A 21,875-nucleotide genomic window follows, 5' to 3' on the forward strand; every position below is an offset into this window, starting at 1 on the left:
CATGCCGGAATTACTCAAAACCACCTTGCGCAAGCTGTTCCTGGAACGCTACGGACAGTTTCGCCGCCACTTGCAGCGCCGTCTGGGTTCGGAAGACCTGGCCAACGATGCGCTGCATGAAACGTATTTGCGCGTGGAACGGATGAACGCGCCCGAGGCGATCAGCTACCCGTCCGCCTACCTGATGCGCATCGCCATCAACATTGCGGAAGATCAACGCCGCGACAATGCGCGCCTGCTCAGCCTGCCTGACATCGACGACCTGTACGAGATGGCCGATGAACTGGCCGACCCGGCCCGCACCTACAGCGCGCGCGCCGAACTGGAAGAACTGGAGCGGGCCTTGCACGAGTTGCCGAAACGCCGGCGCGCCATCGTCATCGCCGCCCGCGTCGACCAGTTGCCGCACCGCGACATCGCCGAGCGCTTCGGCATTTCCGCCCGCACGGTGGAGAAGGAATTGCGCGCGGGACTCGAACATTGCTGCGAGCGCATGGGACGCGATTTCATTCAGCGCTTCGGTCCCGGCGCGGGAAAAACGTCTAAACATCATGATTGAACAAGCGGAAGACGACATGGGTGTCATCCAGAAGGAAGCGCAGGCGTGGGTCGTGCGCCTGGCCTCGGGCCAGGTCAGCGAGCGCGATGCGCAAGTGTTTCGCCACTGGTGCGCACGCAGCCGCAAGCATGCCAACGCGTTTGCCGAGGCGCGCGCCGTGTGGGGCGCCATGGCGCCGGCCGCGCGCGCCGTCAAGCGGGCGCAGGCGCCTGTCAGCATGGCGCGGCGCGCCTGGCTCGGTGGCGCCGTGGCGGCCTCGCTGGGCTTGCTGGTGCTGCGCCCGCCCACGGACCTGTGGCCGGCCGTGGCGGGCCTGGCCGCCGACTATGCCACGGGCACGGGCGAGCAGCGCGAAGTGGCGCTCGACGGCGGCGTGCTGGTGCAGATGAATACGCAGACGCGCCTCGACGCGGCGCCCCCGCAGGATGGCGCCACGGCGCTGGTGCTGCTGGCGGGCGAGGCGGAATTCCAGGCCGGCGCGCGCGGCGCGGCGCGCGTGCGCGTGCAGGCGGGCGACGGCATGGTGTCGGCCGGCAGCGCGCGTTTCAATATCCGCCTGTTCGGCCAGGAAGTATGCGTGACCTGCCTGGCGGGCCGCCTGCGCGTGGCGCAGGCCGGCAACGATGCGGAGCTGGCGGCCGGCCAGCAATTGCGCTACTGGCCCGAGCATTTCGGCATCGCCCGCGCGGTGATAAAAAGCGACGTCAGTGCGTGGCGCCAGCGCCTGCTGGTATTTAAACAAAGCACCCTGGCCGAGGTGGTGGATGAAGTGAACCGCTACCGTCCCGGCAAGCTGATCCTCAATGGCGACGCCTTGAAACACACGCGCGTACAGGCCAGCTTTTCGCTCGACCGCCTCGACGACGTGATCGCCCTGATCCAGGATGCATATGGCGCGCGCGTGACGCGGCTGCCGGGCGGCATCGTGCTGTTTGGCTAGCGATGCACGCCGATGGCATCTCGCCAATTATGACATTTTCATGACCTTTTGCAGTCCCGGACCTTGTTCCCTGTCAATGCTGCTGGAAGCCGCGAATCAGTGCCTGCCGCCCGCCCCGTGCGTGCCGCGCGCCGCCTCGCGATATCGGTCAGCAACGGAACATGAAAAGGGAATGTCGCCATGCAGCGAAGCAAGTCGGTCACGAAACACGCATCCTCCTCCGCCATGGCGGGCAACCGGACCGGTCACCCGGTGCGCCTGAAACCGCTGGCGCTGGCCATCGCCATGCTGCTGCAGGCGGGCGGCGCGCAGGCGCAGCAGCCGTTCAGCGGCGCCTGGTTTGCCGGCAAGGGCGCGCAGCAGGGCACGGCCGCCAGCACGGGACGCTTGCCGAACGGCCAGCCAGCCACCTCGCTGAACAATCCTTTGCTGCAGCAGCAGAAGGCGGAAGGCAAGCTGCAGCAATCGCTGAATAACCTGTTGCTGGCCGCGCGCGGCATCGCCGCCGAGCAGGCGGTGCAGGCGGCCGCGCGCCAGGCGGCGCTGGCGGCGGGCGGCGCCCCCGATGGCCTGGTCAAGGGCGGCTTGCAGGTCGACAGCAACAGCTTGACGGCCGGCTGGCTCAATGCCCAGGGACCGGTGCAGACCCAGGCCGACGGCAAGACCGTCGTGAAGGTCGTGCAGACGGACGACAAGGCGATACTGAACTGGGAAAGTTTTAACGTCGGCAAGAACACCACCTTGCAGTTCGACCAGAAATCGAACTGGTCCGTGTTGAACCGCGTCAATGATCCGCTGGCGCGCCCCAGCCAGATCCAGGGCCAGATCAAGGCCGATGGCACGGTGATGATCGTCAACCGCAACGGCATCGTGTTTACGGGCAGCAGCCAGGTCGATACGCGCAATCTGGCGGCCGCCGCCATGGGCATGAGCGACAGCCAGTTCAAGAGCGGCCTGTACGGCAAGGCGCAGGGCACGGGCGCCGTGCCGACCTTTGCGAATGACTTGTTACTTGACCAGAATACCTTCAAACATGGCAAGGCCGAGGGCGATGTCGTCGTCGCCGCCGGCGCGCGCATCGACACGCGCAAGCCGCAGACGGTGACGGAAGGCGGCGGCTATGTGCTGCTGGCCGGCCGCGGCGTCGACAACGCGGGTGCCATCACCACGCCGAATGGCCAGACGACCCTGGCCGCCGGCGACGCCATCGTCGTGCGCCCGGGCCAGGGCACGGACAAGAACCAGTATTCGAGCACGCGCGGCAATGAAGTCGGGATGCTGCGCGTGGCCGGCAGCGACGCCGGCGCCGTCGTCAACAGCGGCTTGATCCAGTCGGCCGGCGGCGACATCACGCTGAGCGGCAACACGCTGCGCCAGGACGGCGTGCTGCTGTCGAGCACCTCCGTCAACGGACGCGGCGCCATTCACCTGGCGGCGGCGGGCGACGACGCCAAGGTCACCATGGGACGCGGCAGCGTCAGCGCCATTCTGATCGACGATAACGGCGCCACGGCGCTCGATGTGCAGCGCGACACCCTGCTGAAAGACACGGGCAAGGGAACGGACACGCCGCTGGACCGGCGCGACCAGTCGCTGGTGCGCATCGTTTCGGCCGGCAACGTGGAGTTCGAAGGCGATTCGCTGACCCTCGCCACGGGCGGCCAGGTGCTGGTCGACGCGGCCCGCCGCAGCCACGTGGCGCGCGATGCCGCCATCGACGTCTCCGGCGCCGTCGGCGTGAAGGTCGACATGAGCAGCAACAATGTGCTGATCAACGTGCAGGGCAACGAGCAGCGCGACGCGCCCGGCAGCCGCGACGCCAAATACCTGAACAACAGCGACGTGTGGGTCGACCGCCGCGACCTGGTGCTGGTGCCGGCCGGCACGAATGGCTACGCCACGGACCGCTGGTACACGGCCGGCGGCTTGCTGGAAGTGAGCGGTTACCTGAACACCAGCGGCCACGGCGTCGGCGAATGGGCGGCCCAGGGCGGCACTGTCGGCTTTGGCGGCGGCGAAGTGGTGACGCAGGCCGGTTCGCGCATCAATATCGCCGGCGGCTCGCTGGACGTGCAGACGGGCATGGTCAAGCAGACGTGGCTGAAGGGCGCCGATGGCGCGATGTACAAGCTCAGCACGGCGCCGGGCGACAATCTGTACACGGGTTTGTACCGCGGCTATGAAAGCACGCATGCGCGCTGGGGCGCGAATACGACGGAAACCTATGCGAATGCCCTGATCGGCCCGCGCGAACGCCTGGAAAACGGCTATACGGTGGGCCGCGATGCGGGCCGCCTGATCGTTTCCACGGGCGCGGCCGTGCTGGAAGGCGATATCGATACGTCCGTGTTCCAGGGCGAGCGCCAGCAGCGCAAGCGCGATGACGGCGTGGATGGCTACAAGCAGGCGCAGACGGCGGCGGCGCGCGCCGGTCAACTGATCGTCGGCAAAATGACACCCGTCTTCGATACCAAGACGGGTCAGCTGCGCGACAGCCCGCAAGCCGTGCTGGATAAGGTGCAAATCGGCAAGGTGGCCGGCATCGCCGATGGCCAGCTGCTGGACGCCGCCTTGCCGGCCGCGCGCAGCCAGACCTTGCAGCTCGATGCCGACTGGCTCAACGGGCTGGAATTGGGCGCGCTGAATATCTATGCCTACGACAAACTCGACGTCAATGCCGACGTGCGCGTGGCCGATGGCGGCGACATCGCCCTGCACGCCACCGACGTGGCGCTGAAAGCGAACGTGAGCGCGCGCGGCGGCAGCATCGCCGCCGGCGACATCGTCTCGCGCTACCTGGCGAATGCGGGCGCGGTATGGGCCGATGGCAAGCTGGTGCCGGACAACCGTCCCACGGGAAAGGCCGGCGTGCGCGTGGCGCCCGGCGTACGCCTCGATGCGCGCGGCCTGTGGAGCAACCTGGAACTCGATCCGGGCGCCGTCGCCGGCTTGCCGTATGTGAATGGCGGCAAGGTCACCTTGAAGAGCTCGGGCGGCATCGACCTGACGCGCGGCAGCGTCATCGACGTCTCGTCCGGCGCGGCCCTGATGGGCAATGGCAGCCTGCAGGGCGGGCGCGGCGGCGACATCACCCTGGCGGTCGATCTGCCGACGGAGAAGGCGCCGACGGGCGCCATGCTCAAGCTCGATGGCGAATTGCGCGGCCATGGGGTGAAGGGCGGCGGTCGCCTGGTGATCGACAGCGGCGCGGCCGTCAGCATCGGCGGCCAGCTGCTCGATGGCGATGTGTTGCCAGGTGGCAGCAGTTCGCCGTTGGCCCTGCGCCTGGCCGATGAATTGCTGATCGCCAAGGGCGAGACGATCCCCCTGGCTTTCACCTTGACCACCAGCGTGATCAAGCCGGGCCAGGCCTTGAGCAAACCCGTGGTGGTGGATGTGTCGGTGCAAAAACCGCTGGTGCTGGGAGCCGACCTGCTGTTGCCGCCTGGCGCGCACGTCGTCATCAACAACGCGACGTATGTATGGGAGGGCTCCATCGTGCCAGCCGGTAGCGTGCTGACGGTCATCAATGGCCTGAATGCCGGCTTCGTGGTGTCGGCGGCGGCCTTTCCGCAGGGTTTGCCTATCGTACCGGTGACGACGCAGTACGCGGCGGGCAGCATCGCCACCGAAGAATTGCGTGCGCCGCCTGGTCTGGTGCTGCCGGCCGGCATCGTGCTGGGGCGCGACGCGGCCGTCAAGCCGCTGCTGGCGCTGGACGCGAGCCTGTTCCAGAGCGGCTTTGCCGATTACGCCATCACGGGCCGCGATGGCGTCGCGGTGGTCAAGGATGCGCATATCGACGTCACCATGCCCGTGTTGCGCTTCAATCCCGCCACGGGCCATACGGTGGCGGGCGGCACCGATCCGGGCGCCGCGCTGGAACTGTGGACGCCGGAGCTGTACCAGGAAGATGCGCGCAAGGCCCGTCTGACGCAGCGCGCCGGCGCCAACCTGTCGCTGACGGCCGGCAGCCCGCACGTGAAGGGCGCCCTGGCGGTGGCCCAAGGCGCCGTCATCAAGGTCGATCCGGGCCGCCAGATCAGCCTGACGGGCAATGACCAGATCACCGTCGATGGGCGGCTGGACGCCTGGGGCGGCAAGATCGCCATCCTGCCGGGCACGTTTGGCACGGGCAATGATGTGGACTTGCCGAACGGCAAAGGACAAGCGACGTCGATCTGGATCGGCGACAAGGCCGTGCTCGATGTCGCCGGCCGCGCCACGGTCGCCACCGACATGCGGGGCGGGCGCTACGGCCGCGCCGACCAGGGCGGCAGCATTGAAATCGGCGCCCGCTACAAGGCTGACGCCGCCAGCGTCGACGCGGCCGATGCCTTTGTCGTCGTGCGTCCTGGCGCCCTGCTCGACGCCAGCGGCGCGCAAGCCGCACTGGACTTACCGAACCAGGGCGCCGTCAACGTGGCGGGCAATGGCGGCTTGATTTCGCTCAGTTCGTACAACGGCATCTTTGCCGACGGCACCCTGCGCGCCGCGGCCGGAGGCGCCGGTGCGGCCGGCGGCACCCTGGCGCTGGCGCTGGACACGCCCAATTATGGCAAGGTCGACCGCTACAACTTGCAAGGCGGCAACGTGGACAACGTGGTGCGCGTGCCGCGCGAAATGCTGCTGGCGCAGGTGCAGGGCGAGAGCGCCTTGCCCGTCGACTTGCGCGCCGGCCAGCAGGATGCGGCGCTGCGCTACGGCAGCGCGCGCCTGGGCGCCGATCGCGTGCAGGCGGGCGGCTTCGACAACCTGGCCCTGCATGTGAATGGCATGCTCGGTTTTGACGGCGACGTCAAGCTGTCGCTGGGCCAGAGCCTGCGCCTGAGCGCCACCTCGCTGGGGCTGGCGCAGCAGCCTTTGCTCGATGGCCAGGACAAGGCGAGCAGCCTTGCCAGCCAGGTGCATCTGGCTGCGCCGTACGTGCGCCTGGGCACGGCCGTGCGTGCGCAGAAGGACGACTACATCGTGCCCAATGCCGTGAAAGGCTCGAAAAACCTGGGCAGGGGACGCGGCATGCTGGGCGTGCCGCTGGTGGCCGAGGATTCCCTGCTGCAGATCGATGCGGGCATGCTCGATATCGCGGGCGAGGTCAACATGGGTACGCGCGGCACCATCGCGCAGAGCAGCGGCGCCGACCTGGTGGTCGAACGCGATGCCTTCGAGCAGCTGACCCTCAACAGCCGCGGCGACATGCGCCTGTCGAATAGCGCCGCCCTGTACCAGCCGGGCAATGCCACCCTGGTGGCCGCGCAAATCTACCCGGCCACGGGCGACAGCGGCATGGTCACGGTGGGCCAGAGCAGCGCCATCGACGAATATGGGAATATCCGCGTCACGCTCGATCCGCTGCGCACCCTGAATATCGAGCGCAGCACCGGCAGCGCCACGCCGAACCAGCCGTTCTCCGTGTTCGGCACCCTGAGCCTGGTCGCACCCACCATCAACCAGCATGGCGTGCTGCGCGCGCCGCTGGGCCAGATCAACCTGGGCGCCGAAGGCTATGAAGCCAATACGGGCCATGTCAATCTGTTGCCAGGCAGCCTGACGTCCGTCAGCGCGAAAGGCTTGACGATGCCGTACGGCGGCACGCTCGATGGCCTCAGCTACCTGTATGACGGCAACGACGTCGTGTTCAAGGGCGTGGGCAACGGCCCCGAGATCGCCTTGACGGGCGCCGCCGTCGACGTGCAGGCCGGCGCCGTGCTCGACCTGTCAGGCGGCGGCACCTTGACGGGCGCGGCCTTCCTGGCCGGACGCGGCGGCTCCACCGATGCGCGCCTCAATCCGCTGGTGCAGATGAAGCCGAATGGCGGCTTCACCCTGCCCGGCCTGAACACCAATCCCGTGTACGCCATCATTCCCGGCGTCCAGCCGGACGTGGCGCCTTTGACGGCCGAGCAGGGCGCGGGCAAGCCCGCCGTGGGACGCCAGATCACCATAGCCGCGGGCGTGCCCGGCCTGGCGGCCGGCACCTACACCTTGCTGCCATCGACTTTCGCCCTGCTGCCCGGTGCATTCCGCGTGGAATTGAATGGCCTGGCCGGCGCCGTCGAGACAGGCGGCACGATCGCCATGCGCAATGGCTCGTTTGCCACCGCGGCGCAGACGGGCGTGGCGGGCACGGCGTTCCGCGACGTGGTGGCGCAGCAAGCCATCCTGACGCCGGCCGACGTGCTGCGCAGCTATTCGCAATACAATGAAACGGGCTATGCCGCCTTCGCCGTGGCGCAAGCCACGCGCGACGGCGTGCCGCGCGCCATGCTCGAACGCGACGCCAAGGGCGTGCGGCTGCAACTGATCGCTCCGTCCCTGCACAGCGTCGAGAATAACCATACGCCATTGATGATGGATGGCAGCGCCCTGTACGCGCCGGCCGAGGGCGGCTTCGGCGGCTCCCTGCTGCTGGGCACGGGAAACCACGCATCGACGCGCTACGAAGTGCTGGCCGACGGCACGGCGCCGCTGGCCGATTTCAATGGCGTCTCTGTGCACGCGTCGCAGATCAATGCCTTCGGCGCCCAGCGCGTGGGCATCGGCGGCATGCCGCGCGTGACCTACAGCGATTTCGCCACGGGCAGCAACCAGCGCGCCAATATCGCCGCCATCAACGAATCGGCGGGCGGCATCGTGCTGCGCGACGGCGCCGTGCTGAAGGCGGCCGAAGTGTTCCTGGTGACGGCGAGAAAAGACGACGGCATCATCCTCGAGCAGGGTTCCGGCATCAATACGCTGGGCCGCGGCAAGGCGGCCTGGGACTCGCGCGACGGCTATGCGTACCTGCCCATGGGCAGCGTGCTGGCCGTCTCGAACGGCTGGCTGGACATGCTGCCGGCCGCCGCGCCATCGTCCGAATCGTATGGCCCCGGCATCATCGATATCGGCGCCTGCAAGAAGGCGGACGGCGCCTGCGGCGGCAGCACCTCGCTGTATTCGGAGGGCACCATCGCCGCCGTGACGGAGCGCGCGTTTACGCTGCGCGACAACGTGCGCTACGGTACGCGCAACCTGGTGCTGGCGATGGGGGCGATCAATGTCGGCAGCGAGGCGTCCCTGGCGGACGCCAGCGCCCGCGGCGCCCTGCCGGACGGCCTGGCGCTGAACCAGGGCGTGCTCGACCGCCTGCTGCGCGGCGACACCGGCACGGGCGCACCGGCGCTGGAAAGCCTGGGCTTGACGGCGCGCAACTCCTTCAACTTCTATGATTCGTCGCAGCTGTCGACCATCGATGCGGCCACGGGCAAGTCGTCGTTGTCGCGCCTAGTGCTCAATACACCGGCCATCTACGGCTATGGCGGCGCGGACGCGCTGGCGCGCATCCACACGGACACCCTCGTGTGGCAGGGCGCGACGAACGCGCCCGGCGCCGTCGTCACGGCGGGCCCCGGCACGGGCAGCGGCCGCCTGCAGGTCGATGCCAAGCGCATCGAGTTTGGTTTCACGCCGGACAGCCGTCCCGACACCATCCACAAACTGGACCGCCTGGTGCTGGGCTTCGGCCAGGTGGCGCTCAATGCCAGCGAACAGTTGACGGCCAACAACAAGGGCAGCCTGTCCGTCTACCAGTCGCAAAGCGCGTGGGATACGGCCACCAATGGCTACCGCTACAGCGGCGGCGATTTGCTGATCAATACGCCGCTGCTGACGGGCGCGGCCGGCTCCGTCAACCGTATCACGGCGGGCGGCGACCTGAAGGTGAGCGCACCGGCAGGCGCGGCCGCCACCACGCCGACGAATGCGGCGCTGGCCGGCGCCCTGGGCGCCGAAGTGGCGCTGAGTGGCAACAATGTCAGCGTGGATACGTCGGTGGTCTTGCCAAGCGGAAAATTGACCCTGTCGGCCGAGCGCGATGTGCTGCTGGGCGACAAGGCCAAGCTGGACCTGGCGGGGCGCAAGATCGATTTCTACGACACGAGCAAGTACAGCTGGGGCGGCGACGTGATCCTCGACAGCCGCGAAGGCGATGTGCGCCAGGCGGCCGCTTCCGTGATCGACGTGTCGGCCGTGAACAACCGCGCCGGCAAGCTGAGCGCGACAGCCACCGGTGACGCGGCCGGCAGCGTCGATTTGCGCGGCACCTTGCTGGGCGGCGCCAGCGGCAGCTATGACGCGGGCGGCACCCAGGTAGCCTACGCGGCAGGCGGCGTGGAGATTCGCGCCCAACATGTTGGCGACTTCGCCGGCCTGAACCAGCGCCTGAACACGGGCAAGGTGTACGGCAGCCGCAGCTTCCAGCTCAAACAGGGCAATTTGACCATCGGCGACGAGCTCAAGGCGCGCGAAGTGAGCGTGTCCGTCGATGGCGGCGCGCTGACGGTGAACGGCCGCATCGACGCCAGCGGCGAACAGGTGGGCAGCATCCGCCTGGCCGGCCGCGACGGCGTCACCATCCGGTCCGGCGCCGTGCTCGACGCGCACGGCACGCTGCTGCGCACGGACAGCTATGGCCAGGTGATCGAGGCGCCGAACCGCGCCGTGATCGAACTGGCGTCGCCTGGCGGCCGCCTGACCCTGGAAAACGGCGCGCGCTTCGACCTGCGCAGCGGAGACAAGGGCGGCAACTACGGCAGCATCGACCTGAACGCGCGCCGCCTGGGCGGCGCCACGGGCGACGATATCGACATCGATGCGGCCGGCGCGCTGAACATCGCCGGCGCGCGCACCGTCAACGTCAACGCCTTCTGGCAATACAAGGATGCCCCGGCCGGCGCCGGCAAGGATGCGGACGGCCGCAGCTACCAGAGCATCAACCAGGCTTACCTGGGCGAGAAGCACGGGGACAGCCAGGCCTTCATGGTCAATGCGCTGGCGAACGGCAACTTGATGAACAGCAAATTGCGCGGCTTGCGCGGCGATGCGAACGCCTTCCACCTGCGTCCCGGCGTCGAGATCGTCAGCGCCACGCCGGGCGGCGACCTGCATATCGATGGCGATATCGACCTGTCCGGCCACCGCTACGACGGCGTCAATCCGCTGGCGCGTCTGAGCGGCGTGTACGGCTCGGGCGAGGCCGGTGCGCTGGTGCTGCGCGCCGGTGGCAAGCTCAGCGTCTTTGGCAGCATCACCGATGGTTTCGATACCAGCAAGCTGCCGGTCACGTCGGACGACAAGGGCTGGCAGCTGGTGAAGGGCCGCTTGCCGTGGGGCGGCGAGGTCGTCGTGCCCGCCGCGAACCTGGTGACCCTGGCCGAGGACACGTATTTCAAATCGGGTACGAGCGTCAATTTCGACGTGCCGATGAAAGCCATGGAGTTGCGCAGCGGCACCTTGCTGGCGGCGCGCGCCACCTTGACGGCGGAGTTGAACTTGCCAGCAGGCAGCGTACTGGGCGGCGCCGTGCGCAATGCCGATGGCAGCGTGCTGTACGCGGCCGGCACCGTCTTGCCGAAGGCGCTGACCTTATCCAGTGGCATGCAGCTCGATGCCGGCCTGCGCCTGCCTGGCGCGGCCAAGGTGGCGGCCATGGTGTGGCCGGCGAATGTGGCCTTGCCCTTCCCGGAAGGCCAACCGCGCGACACGGGCGATAGCGTCAATTCCGTCAATGGCGTGGTGCTGGCCTCCGCGCTGGCGCTGGACAAGGGCAGCGTGCTGCCAGCCGGCACGCTGGTCAAGCTGCCTGGCGACGCGACCATGGTGGCGCTGCGCAGCGAGGATGGCAGCGGCAGCCAGGGCCGCAACCTGGCGCTGGCGCCCATGCTGGCCCCGGGTTCGCAAGCGTGGTCGCTGCGCCTGGTGGGCGGCGCCGATACGGCCGCGGCCGACACGCGCGCGCTGCGGCCGCATGCGAAGGACGCGCATCTGATGCTGGCCGATACGCATTACGGCATGGGCACGGTGAAATCCGTCGTGCCGGGCACGGGTCTGCCAAACAAATATATTTTCAGCGAGGCGGCGATTGCCGAAGGATGGCCGGAAGGCGAGGTTGACATCAGCTGGTTTGGCGACGAGGCAAACATGCTGGAAAGCTATGGCTACCTGGTGATCAAGGTGGCCGACGGCACGCCGCCCGACTACGTGACGACTGTGGCGCCGGCGCGCCAGCCCCTGTTCAGCGTGCTGCGCACGGGCACGGGCGACCTCGACTTGCTGGCCGCGGGCGACTTCGACATGCGTTCGCTGTATGGCGTCTACACGGCGGGCACGCAGTCGGCCTCGCCGCTGGTCGATGGCAAGGATCTGTTCAACTTGCCGCGCGGCCTGAACGCCAAGGGCCAGTTGCTCGGTGCGCTGGGCAAGGACTTTACAGCGTTTGTCGATGGCGGTAGCCAGAGCCTGTACCGCGCCTGGTATCCCGAGCACGGCGGCAATCTGCTGCTGCGCACCCAGGGCGACGTCAAGGGCGATACCCTGGGCACCTCCACGCAACGCCGCGAGGATGCCATCGGTTTCCTCAACGCACAGCAGGATACCAGCGATATCGGCAGCTGGCTGTGGCGCCAGGGCAGCGGCAGCACGGGCGCGGGCGTGCCGACGGCGTGGTGGATCAATTTCGGCACCTACGTCGCGCGCCCCGAAGGTCCCGACCTGTTTGCCGGTTTGCCGGTGCTGTCGGGCTTTACGGGCATCGGCACCCTGGGCGGCGGCAATGTGCTGCTGCAGGCGGGCGGCGACGCCGGCATGCTGACCTCGCGCGCCGATCCGGCCGGCGAATTCGCGCCGCGCAGCCAGGGCCTGAACGTGGCCGTGGGCAGCACGGGCAGGGTGACGCCGGACGGCAAGTTGCTGCTGACGGGCGGGGGCGACCTCGACATCCGCATCGGCGGCGGCCTCAATCCGGTTGCCGCGGTGCGCAGTTTCGACCGCAACGGCGACTTCGCGAATGCCGATACGCGCTTCGAGCGCCAGTATCCCACGCTCAACAGCACCTTCACCAACCTGCGTGGCGCGCTGCGCATGGAGGCGGGCGCCGTGGGCGGCGTCGAACTGCGTTTCGACCGTGCCGATCCGACGGAATCGCGGCCGTACGAAACCTATACGGCGGGCACGGCGATTGCCAGCGGCGGACCTGTCCTGGTGCCGGGCGACAGCGGCGTGCGCATCGATGCGCGCGGCGACCTGGTGCTGGGCGGCACGGCCGATGCGGGCCGTGTGAAGCAGCTGGGCAACGGTTCGCCGTTCAACTACCAGGGCGTGGCGCGCACCGGCGAAGGCTGGAGCTGGTTCTCGCTGTGGACGCCGGCCACCGCCATCGACCTGTTCAGCGCGGGCGGCAACTTGACGCCCACCTCGTCCTGGATCAATGCGACGATCGGTGACAACCACGCGCCGACGGATGCACGCTTCGTCATGCCGTCCGTGCTGCGCGCCGTGGCCGCCAGCGGCAGCTTGTACTACGGCAATGCCAGCCTGGGCCGGTTGGGCGAGGGCGGCAGGGTCGACATGCCGCAAAACGGCGTGATCCTGGCGCCGTCGCCGGTGGCGCCGCAATTTGTCAAGACGGGCACGGGCCAGCTGGAAATGCTGGCCGCCGATTCCATCCATGCGGCCGGCTATCCGATCACGCCATCGGGCGCCGACCCGCGCCTGCTGCCGAACCCGTTCAATCCGGGCTTTGTCGGCGCCCTGGATCAAGTCTGGTACGGCCTGCTACCGCTGCACAACGTCAGCGCGAATGCGCTGGCGCCCGGTGCGCTGAAATGGTTCGGCTTGACCTCGAACGGTGCCAGCGATGCCGGGCAACAACTGTATCCGCTGTTCAGCATGACGCCGCCGACGGTGTCCGACTATGTGCCGGCAGGCCAGCTGCCCGCGCATTTCTATGCCAACAGCGGCGACATCGTCGGTCTGCGCACGGGCGGCATCGTGTACCGGGGCAACCTGAAGGGCGTCGGCGGCGCGTTGGGCCTGTGGTACGAGGGCGGCGGCGCCGTGGCCGTGCGCGCCGGACGCGATATCGTCAACTCGGGCACGCCGCTCGGCAGCGTCGAGGGCGTGCCGGACGGCGCGGCCGGATGGACCAGCCAGGCCTTTGTCGGCCGGCCCGATTTTCCGGACAAGCCGGTCGTCTCGGGCGGCTCTTCCGCGCGCGGCAACCTGTTCGTGCACCGCCATGCCGATGACGTTTCCGTCGTCAGCGCCGGGCGCGATATCCGCTACAGCACCTTCTATGTGGCGGGGCCCGGCCAGCTCAATGTGAGCGCCGGACGCGACCTGTACATGGCCGACAAGGGCGAGCTGCGCAGCCTCGGTTCCATCGTCAGCGCCGGTCCCGGCGAGCGCGGCAATGGCGCCGGCATCGCCGTGGCCGCCGGCGTGGGGCGCAATGGCCCCGACTATGCGGCCTTCGCGGCGCGCTACCTGGACCCGGCCAAGCTGGCCGACCCGGGCCGTCCGCTGGCCGACCAGGCCGGCAGCGCCGTGTATGTCTACGGCGGCAAGCTGACCCTGGCCGACTGGCTGCGCGGCCAGTTCGGCTACAAAGGCGACGAGGCGGGCGCTGCCGCCTTCCTCGGCACGAAACAGGTGGAACTGGAAAAGGCCGGCCAGCAAACGGGCGGCGTGCGGCGCGACCTGGCGCGCGAATACGCGCAGGTCAGCCAGTTGCACCTGGTGAACTGGCTGACGACGCGCTTTGGCGGCGACAGCGGCCTGGGCATCCGCTACGACCCGGCCACCGATGCGCGCAGCTTCTTTGCCGCCTTGCCGAAGGAACAGCAGCAGGTGTACCTGAGCAATATCTACTTTGCCGAGCTGAAGGCGGCCGGACGCGAGTACAACGATCCGGACGGCGTGCGCCGCGGCAGCTACCTGCGCGGCCGCGAAGCCATCGCCACCCTCTTCCCCGCGCAGGACAAGGCGGGCAAGAAGATCGAGTACAAGGGCGACCTGACGATGTTCAGCAGCGCGCTGTACACGGTCAGCGGCTACGGCGGCGTGTTCACCAAGCGGCCGGTCGCGGGCGTGCGCTACCTGAGTCCGCAAGAGTGGGCCGAAGCGGGCCGTCCCGACTATAACGTGCCTTACGTGACCGTCAACGATGCGGGCATCCACACGGATTTCGGCGGCGACATCGGCATCACGGTGCCGGGCGGCCGCGCGCTGATCGGCGTCGACGGCGGCTATGCGCCGGGCGAAGGTTCGGGCGTGCTGACGCAGGGACAGGGCGACATCCAGATGTATGCGAAAGACAGCATCCTGCTGGGCCAGAGCCGCATCTTCACCACCTTCGGCGGCAACATCCTGGCCTGGTCGGCCGCGGGGGACATCAATGCGGGCCGCGGCACCAAGTCCACCGTCGTCTACACGCCGCAGCGCCGCGCATACGACAGCATCGGCCTCGTCAGCCTGTCGCCGAGCACGCCGACGACGGGCGCCGGCATCGCCACCCTGAACCCGATCCCGGAGGTGCCGCCTGGCGACATCGACCTGATCGCCCCGCTGGGCACCATCGACGCGGGCGAGGCGGGCATCCGCGTCTCGGGCAACGTCAACCTGGCGGCCTTGCAGGTGGTCAATGCGGAAAACATCCAGGTACAGGGCAAGGCTACGGGCGTGCCAACTATCGCCTCGGTGAACGTGGGTGCGCTCAGCAACGCCAGCGCGGCCGCCTCGCAAGCCGTGACGGCGGCGCAGGACGTGCTGCAGCGCGAACGGGCCGCCACCCGCCAGGCGCAGCCGTCGCTGTTCACGGTGAAGGTGCTGGGCTTTGGCAACGAGCAGGCGGACGAAGCCGGTGTTGGCAAGCACCAGGGCGGCGAACCGCAGGCGTCCAGCTACCAGCCGGCCGGCGTGGTGCAGGTGCTGGGGGCGGGGCCGTTGACGGCGCCGCAGCTGCAAGCGCTCACGCCGAACGAGCGGCGCGGTTTACAGCCTTGAGCGGAGTTTTATGAACATTTGATGACATTCGGCAGTCGCCGCGCGCGGCGGCTGTCTAGGCATCAGTAGATCAGCATTAGCAACAAAAAAACGCCGGCCCAGCGCCGCAACACAGGGCAACCGTTTGATTTTAAGGTGAATGGAAGATGCGTGAGATGACAAAACAGGGCAAGGGGGCGGCACCCGCGGTACCCGCGACCGCCTTGACGATGCTGTGCCTGGCCATGCTGGCGTTGCCCGGCATGGCGCGCGCGCAGGACGCGGTCCCGGCGGCCGCTCCCGTGGCCGCACCGGAACGGCAGGTGACGATCGAGGAATACCTGGTGCGCGGCAATACCGTGCTCGATGCGCGTGCCATCGAAGAGGCGGTCACGCCCTTCCTGGGGCCGGGCCGCACCCTGAAGGACGTGGAAGGGGCGCGCGACGCCCTCGTTGCTGCCTATCAAGCGCGCGGCTACCAGTCCGTCTATGTGGACTTGCCGGAGCAGCAAGTGGAGCAGGGCGTGGTGGTGCTGCAGGTGAGCGAAACGAAGGTGGGACGCTTGCGCGTCGTCGGTGCGCAATACAACTCGCCGCTCGACGTGCGCCAGCAAGTGCCGGCCCTGACGGAAGGCAAGGTGCCCGACTTTACGCAGGCGCAAGTGGAACTGACGGCCTTGAACCGGGGACCCAAGCGCCAGGTGATGCCGCTGGTCAAGCAGGGCAGCCTGCCCGGCACCATGGACGTGGACTTGAAAGTGGATGACAGCAGCCCGTGGCGCGCCAGCGTCGGCTTGAACAACGATTACAGCGCCGATACCAAAAAATTGCGCACCAGTATGTCGGTCGGTCACGACAACCTGTGGCAGATGGGGCATAGCGCCACCATCAGCTTTTTCGGCACGCCGGGCGACCTGAACCAGACCAAGGTGTGGTCCGCCTCGTACGTGGCGCCCATCGGCACGCAGGGCTGGAGCGTGGAAGCGACCGGCTACCAGTCGAACAGCAACGTGGCCAGCACGGGCGGCACCAGCGTGCTGGGCAAGGGCCACGCGCTGGGCATGAAAGTCAACTACACGGTGCCCAACAGCGGCATCTGGTGGCACAGCTTTTCTGCCGGCATCGATTTCAAGGATAACCAGGAAGCCTTGAAGCTCAATGGCACGGGCAGCAATATTCCGCTCAAGTACGTGCCCCTGAGCGTGTCGTATAACGGCTTTGCGCAGACGGATGCGGCGACGTACGGCCTGGGCCTGTCGCTGGTGGCCGGCACGCGCGCTTCGTTCGGCTACGGCAGCGACAGCGCCGCCTATGACAACAAGCGCTACAAGGCTTCGCCCAGCTTCCTCGTGCTGAAGGGCGACGCCAACGCCACCTACACCCTGGGCAGCGGCGCGCAGCTGCATGGCCGCATGTCGGGCCAGCTGGCCGACGCGGCGCTCGTGTCGGGCGAGCAGATGGCCGCCGGCGGCGCCAATTCCGTGCGCGGCTACCTGTCGGCCGAAGCGACGGGCGACTATGGCATTTCCGGCACCGTCGAATGGCGCACGCCCCAGCTGACGTATTTCAGCCGCCTGGAAAACTGGCGCCTGTTTGCCTTCGCCGATGGCGCGCGCCTGCGCCTGCGCGACCCGATGATCGAGCAGAAAGACCTGTTCGGCCTGGCGTCCGTGGGCGTGGGCAGCAGCTTCCAGTTCCTGCGCTACCTGAACGGCCGCATCGATTTCGCTTACCCGCTGCGCGATGGCCCGCGCACGCACAAACACGTGCGCCGCATCAATTTCAACCTGTCGGCCAGCTACTGACGGGCCAGCTCACCAGCACTGCACTTTTTTAGACTTTTCTTCGGAGAATCACTGTCATGCAACGTTTTCGACGTCTCTTATTCTTGCTCACGATCCTGGGCACGCTCGTTCCCGGCCTGGCGCATGCCTGGTGGCAGCCCGACTGGGCTTACCGCAAACCCGTCACCGTCGACGCCGGCCCGAAGGCGGGCGCCGTGGGCGGCGATCCTGGCCGTATTCCCGTGCTGCTGCGCTTGCATTCGGGTAACTTCAACTTCGAAGGCGTCAGCGACAATGGCGCCGACCTGCGCTTCGTGGCGGGCGACGACAAGACGGTGCTGAACCACCAGATCGAGCAATTCAACCCGCTGCTGGGCATCGCCCTGATCTGGGTCGACGTGCCGGCACTGACGGCCGGTACGCCGCAGCAGCTGTGGATGTACTACGGCAATCCGAAGGCGCCCGCGTCCGGCAACGGCCAGCGTACCTTCGACCCCGATTACAGCCTCGTGTACCACTTCACCGAGCCTGGCGTACCCTCGCGCGACAGCACCGCCTACGGCAACCATGCCCAGACGGCCGTGCCGGCGCTGGACGGTTCCGTCATCGGCGCCGGCGCCCGCCTGGGTACGGCGCCATTGATGCTGCCGGCCTCGCCTTCGCTGGCGCTGGCCGCCGGCGCGCCGTTCACCTTTTCCGCCTGGGTGCGTCCCGACAACCTGGGCCCGCAGCAAGTGCTGTATGCGCGCCGCGACGGCGCCAATGAATTGCTGATCGGCGTCGACCAGGGCGTGCCCTTCGTGCAGGTGAATGGCCAGCGCAGCAAGCCGGGCCAGCCGATCCAGGCCGCGCAATGGTCGCACCTGGCCGTCAAGGCCGACAAGGCCAACGTGGCCCTGTACGTGGGCGGCCGTCCGGCCGTGTCGCTGGCCACCGCGCTGCCGGCATTCACCAGCGCCGCTTCGGTGGGTGCCGATGCGCCGCCGGTCGCCACCGGCACCGCCACCCTGAACAACTTCACGGGCGCCATCGACGAGCTGCGCCTGTCGCGCACGGCCCGTCCCGATGCCCTGCTGCTGGCCGACGCCGTCTCGCAAGGTTCCGAATCGCGCCTGGCCGTGTTTGGCGCCGATGAACAGCAGGCCGGCAAAAGCCATTTCGGATTCATCATCGCCGCCATGCCGCTCGACGCGTGGATCGTCGTCGGCGTGCTGGGCCTGATGATGGTCTTGTCGTGGATCATCATGATCGGCAAGGGCCGCAGCTATGGCGCCATCTCGCGCGCGAATGCGCAATTCATGCAGTCGTTCCACGAAGCGGCCGGCGCGCCGCTGGACCACCTGGCGCGCAACGGCAAGCTGAGCGCTTCCGTGAAGACGGATTCCTCGCTGTGGCGCCTGTACGACGTGGCCATCGACGAGATGCGCCGCCGCCACGACCGCGGCTACGACCTGAACGCCGTGTCCAACGCGACCATCGGCGCCATCCGCGCCGCCATGGATGGCGTGATGGTGCGCGAAAGCGAGCGCATGTCGAAACGCATGATCTGGCTCTCCACCACCATCGAAGGCGCGCCATACGTTGGCCTGTTCGGCACCGTGATCGGCATCATGCTGGTGTTCGTCGTGGCGGCCATGGCCGGCGCCGTGGACATCAACTCGGTGGCGCCGGGCATGGCGGCAGCGCTGCTGTGTACGGCGGCGGGCCTGGGCGTGGCGATTCCCGCCCTGTTCGGCTACAACTGGCTGTCCTCGCGTTCGGACGCCATCGTCGCCGACATGGCCGTCTTCGTCGATGAATTCGCCACGCGTCTGGCGGAAGAGCAGGGCGACGGACGCCAGATGCGTCCCGCGCTGCATCAGGCGTGAGGGGGCGCATAACCATGGCCACCTCCGCCAAGTTTACCCCCCGCAAGCGTAGCGGCGGCATCAACATCACGCCCTTCGTCGACGTGCTGCTGGTGGTGCTGGTGATCTTCATCTTGACCAGCAATGCCAGCATTCCCGGCATCAAGGTCGACCTGCCCAAGGCCAGCTCGGCCATGGCGCTGGAAAAACCGAAGACCAAGGCCATCACCATCGACAACGCGGGCCAGGTCTTCCTCGATGCCTATCCCGTCACCCTGCCCGAGCTGGAAGAGCGCCTGCGCACGGAAAAGGCCCTGACGCCCGACTTCCCCGTGATCGTGCGCGGTGACGCCGCCGTGCAATACGCGAAAGTGGTCGAAGTGCTCGACTTGCTGCGCCGGATCGACCTGAACCAGGTGGGCCTGGTGACCGGCAAGCCGGCATGAGGAGCGCAAGGTGAAGCGTGACGACATGATGAAGATGGCCGCCTCGGAATCGTCGGGCGCGGCGCAGTGGTGGCGCCGCTGGGGCGGCGTAGCCGGCGGCGTGCTGCTGGCCGGCGCGCTGGCCGCGCTGGTCTGGTATTTGCTGTCGGACACGGCGGCCACCAAGCGTGAAGTGGCGGCCCCGCCGATGCTGATGCTGCCACCCCCGCCGCCACCGCCGCCGGAACCGGAAAAACTGCCGGAACCGACGCCCGACAAGGTGGTGCCGGAAGTGTCGGAGCCGGAACCGACGCCGGCCGACAAGCCCATGGATGACGCGCCGGAAAGCCCGTCGCCGGACAAGGGCGACCCCGTCACCATCGATGGCGCGGCGCAGGCCGGCAGCGACGCCTTCGGCATCCAGGCCGGACGCGGCGGCGGCATGACGGGCGGCGGTGGTGGCGGCGGCCTCGGCGCGGGATCGTATGGCCGCTATGTGGCCAACGCGCTGCAGCTGGCCTTTGCCCGCGACCCGCGCACGCGCCAGCTGGCGTTCAGCGATATCCGCGTCGACCTGTGGCTCGATACGGAAGGCAAGACGACGAAGGTGCAGCTGGTGCAAGGCACGGGCAATGCGCAGACGGATGAGCAAGTGCTGGCCATGGTGCGCGACTTCCGCGCCGATGAGCGGCCACCGGCGTCGCTGCGTTTCCCGGCCCGCGTGTCGATCAAGGGCCGCCGGCCATAGCGCCCCCAACTCATATTAATTTTTTTCGAGAGAAACAATGAATTCCTTATTTTCTTCCCCACAGCGCCTGCGCCGCCTTCCGCTGGCGCTCGCTGCCCTGGCCCTGAGCGTGGCCGCAGGCGCCGTGCAAGCGCAAGCGCCGGCCGACAGCACCATGGTCAAGCTGATTCGCGGCCTGATGCAGAGCGGCGCCCTCAACAAGGATGCCGGCGAAGCCTTGCTGGCGCAGGCGCAGAGCGAAGCGCTGGCGCAAGCGCAAGCCCGTCCGGCCGCCGCGCCGGCGGCCCTGGCGCAGGTACAGCCGGGCGACGTGCGCGTGCCCTACATTTCGCACACCGTGCGCGAACAGATCCGCGACGAAATTAAGGGTCAAGTGCTGGCCGAGGCGAAGGCGGGCGGCTGGGCGGCGCCGAATGAGACGCCGGCCTGGACCAAGCGCATCCGCGTCGAAGGCGATGTGCGCGCGCGCTACGAATCGCGCTATTACGACATGGCCAACAGCAATATCGAGATCGACTGGCGCTCGCTCAACAACGGCAGCGGCTACGACGTCAATTCGAACACCAACCTGGCCCTGCCGGCGCTGCTGAACACGCGCGAAGACCGCAAGCACTTGCTGCGCGCGCGCGCCCGCCTGGGCATCCTGGCCGACATTTCCGACAGCACGCAAGCGGGCATCCGCCTGGCCAGCGGCAACGACGACAGCCCGGTGTCCACCACGCAAACCCTCGGCGGCGGCCTGGGCAAGAAAAACATCTGGCTGGATCAGGCCTGGCTGTCGTACCAGCCGGCTTCCTGGCTGAAACTGACGGCGGGCCGCTTCGACAATCCCTTCGTTTCCGGCGACGAACTGTTTTCCAGCGAACTCAATTTCGACGGCATCGCCGCCAAGGTGCAGCAGCCGGTCGGCGCGGCCAAGGACGTCACCGTGTTCGGCACGCTGGGCCTGATTCCGCTCGAGTATTCGTCCGACAATGCGCCGAGCCGCAGCCAGGCAAAAATGTCCAGCGAAAACAAATGGCTGCTGGGCGCGCAAGTGGGCGCCTCGTGGAAGATCAATAGCGACCACCAATTGCGCGGCGCCCTGGCCTACTACAACTTCCGCAACATCAGCGGCGAGTATTCGCAGCCGTGCGCGCTGTACGCGGGTGCCGATGGCTGCAGCACGGACTGGTCGCGTCCGTCGAGCATGCAAAAGGGCAATAGCTTGATGTTGCTGCGCAATATCGCCCTGAACCCGCTGGACCCGGCGAACACGCCGCAGCCGCAATTCGTGGGCCTGGCGTCGAAATTCCGCCTGGCCAACCTGAATGCGCGCTGGGATAGCAGGGTGGCCGGCGGCACGGACTTGCGCATCGAAGGCGATTATGTGCGCAACATGGCCTACGACAAGAACGAAATGTGGGCGCGCGCCAAGGGCGGCATCATGAACAACTTCGGCGGCACGGGCGGCGTCTCGCAAGCCGATTTCAGGAGCGGCGGCAACGCCTACATGCTGCAGGCGACCCTGGGCAAGGCGAGCCCGGCGGCGCGCGGCGACTGGAACGTTTTACTCGGCTACAAGCGCATCGAACCGGATGCCTTGCCTGACGCTTACAACGATTCCACCTTCCACCTGGGCGGCACGAATGCGCGCGGGTATTACCTGGGCGGCGCGTATGCGCTCGACAAGAATACCTGGCTCAATGGCCGCTGGACGTCGAGCCGCGAAGTGTTCGGTTCGGCGCTGTCGATCGACACCCTGCAAATCGAATTGAACGCGCGTTTCTAAGGAG

General features: G+C 67.8%; 8 protein-coding genes. All 8 read left to right on the forward strand.

The window, feature by feature from the left end; genetic code table 11:
* Position 1: 1 nt before the first annotated feature.
* The 8 genes from GCN78_RS17175 to GCN78_RS17210 all read left to right on the forward strand — a co-directional run bounded on the left by GCN78_RS17175 (position 2) and on the right by GCN78_RS17210 (position 21,871).
* The gene (locus tag GCN78_RS17175) at positions 2 to 559 is read left to right on the forward strand and encodes an RNA polymerase sigma factor (RefSeq protein WP_152252778.1); all 558 of its coding nucleotides are present in this window, start codon (positions 2 to 4) and stop codon (positions 557 to 559) included.
* Positions 552 to 1,499, forward strand: coding sequence for a FecR family protein (locus tag GCN78_RS17180; RefSeq protein WP_152252779.1), 948 nt, complete (start codon positions 552 to 554; stop codon positions 1,497 to 1,499). Before GCN78_RS17175 ends, GCN78_RS17180 begins: the two co-directional genes overlap by 8 nt.
* 180 nt (positions 1,500 to 1,679) lie before the next feature.
* Positions 1,680 to 15,317, forward strand: a complete 13,638-nt coding sequence (locus tag GCN78_RS17185) for a filamentous haemagglutinin family protein (RefSeq protein WP_152252780.1) — start codon at positions 1,680 to 1,682, stop codon at positions 15,315 to 15,317.
* Positions 15,318 to 15,463: 146 nt separating this feature from the next.
* The gene (locus GCN78_RS17190; RefSeq protein WP_193316769.1) at positions 15,464 to 17,101 is read left to right on the forward strand and encodes a ShlB/FhaC/HecB family hemolysin secretion/activation protein; all 1,638 of its coding nucleotides are present in this window, start codon (positions 15,464 to 15,466) and stop codon (positions 17,099 to 17,101) included.
* A 56-nt stretch (positions 17,102 to 17,157) separates the two neighbouring features.
* Positions 17,158 to 18,948: a DUF2341 domain-containing protein gene (locus GCN78_RS17195; protein ID WP_152252781.1), complete on the forward strand. Its 1,791-nt coding sequence runs from the start codon at positions 17,158 to 17,160 to the stop codon at positions 18,946 to 18,948.
* A gap of 14 nt (positions 18,949 to 18,962) precedes the next feature.
* Complete coding sequence (locus GCN78_RS17200; protein WP_034753784.1) at positions 18,963 to 19,373, forward strand: ExbD/TolR family protein; 411 nt, start codon at positions 18,963 to 18,965, stop codon at positions 19,371 to 19,373.
* 10 nt (positions 19,374 to 19,383) lie between these two features.
* Positions 19,384 to 20,100 (forward strand): energy transducer TonB family protein, encoded by a 717-nt coding sequence (locus GCN78_RS17205; protein WP_226939682.1) that lies wholly within the window; start codon positions 19,384 to 19,386, stop codon positions 20,098 to 20,100.
* A gap of 37 nt (positions 20,101 to 20,137) precedes the next feature.
* Positions 20,138 to 21,871, forward strand: coding sequence for a putative porin (locus GCN78_RS17210; RefSeq protein ID WP_152252782.1), 1,734 nt, complete (start codon positions 20,138 to 20,140; stop codon positions 21,869 to 21,871).
* Positions 21,872 to 21,875: the final 4 nt, after the last annotated feature.

It is taken from the genome of Janthinobacterium rivuli (assembly GCF_009208735.1).
Classification (GTDB): domain Bacteria; phylum Pseudomonadota; class Gammaproteobacteria; order Burkholderiales; family Burkholderiaceae_D; genus Janthinobacterium.

Coding starts and splice junctions, on each gene's coding strand:
- GCN78_RS17210 (WP_152252782.1), top strand. CDS start 20,138: ATGAATTCCTTATTTTCTTCCCCACAGCGCCTGCGCCGCCTTCCGCTG.
- GCN78_RS17200 (WP_034753784.1), top strand. CDS start 18,963: ATGGCCACCTCCGCCAAGTTTACCCCCCGCAAGCGTAGCGGCGGCATC.
- GCN78_RS17190 (WP_193316769.1), top strand. CDS start 15,464: ATGCGTGAGATGACAAAACAGGGCAAGGGGGCGGCACCCGCGGTACCC.
- GCN78_RS17175 (WP_152252778.1), top strand. CDS start 2: ATGCCGGAATTACTCAAAACCACCTTGCGCAAGCTGTTCCTGGAACGC.
- GCN78_RS17180 (WP_152252779.1), top strand. CDS start 552: ATGATTGAACAAGCGGAAGACGACATGGGTGTCATCCAGAAGGAAGCG.
- GCN78_RS17195 (WP_152252781.1), top strand. CDS start 17,158: ATGCAACGTTTTCGACGTCTCTTATTCTTGCTCACGATCCTGGGCACG.
- GCN78_RS17185 (WP_152252780.1), top strand. CDS start 1,680: ATGCAGCGAAGCAAGTCGGTCACGAAACACGCATCCTCCTCCGCCATG.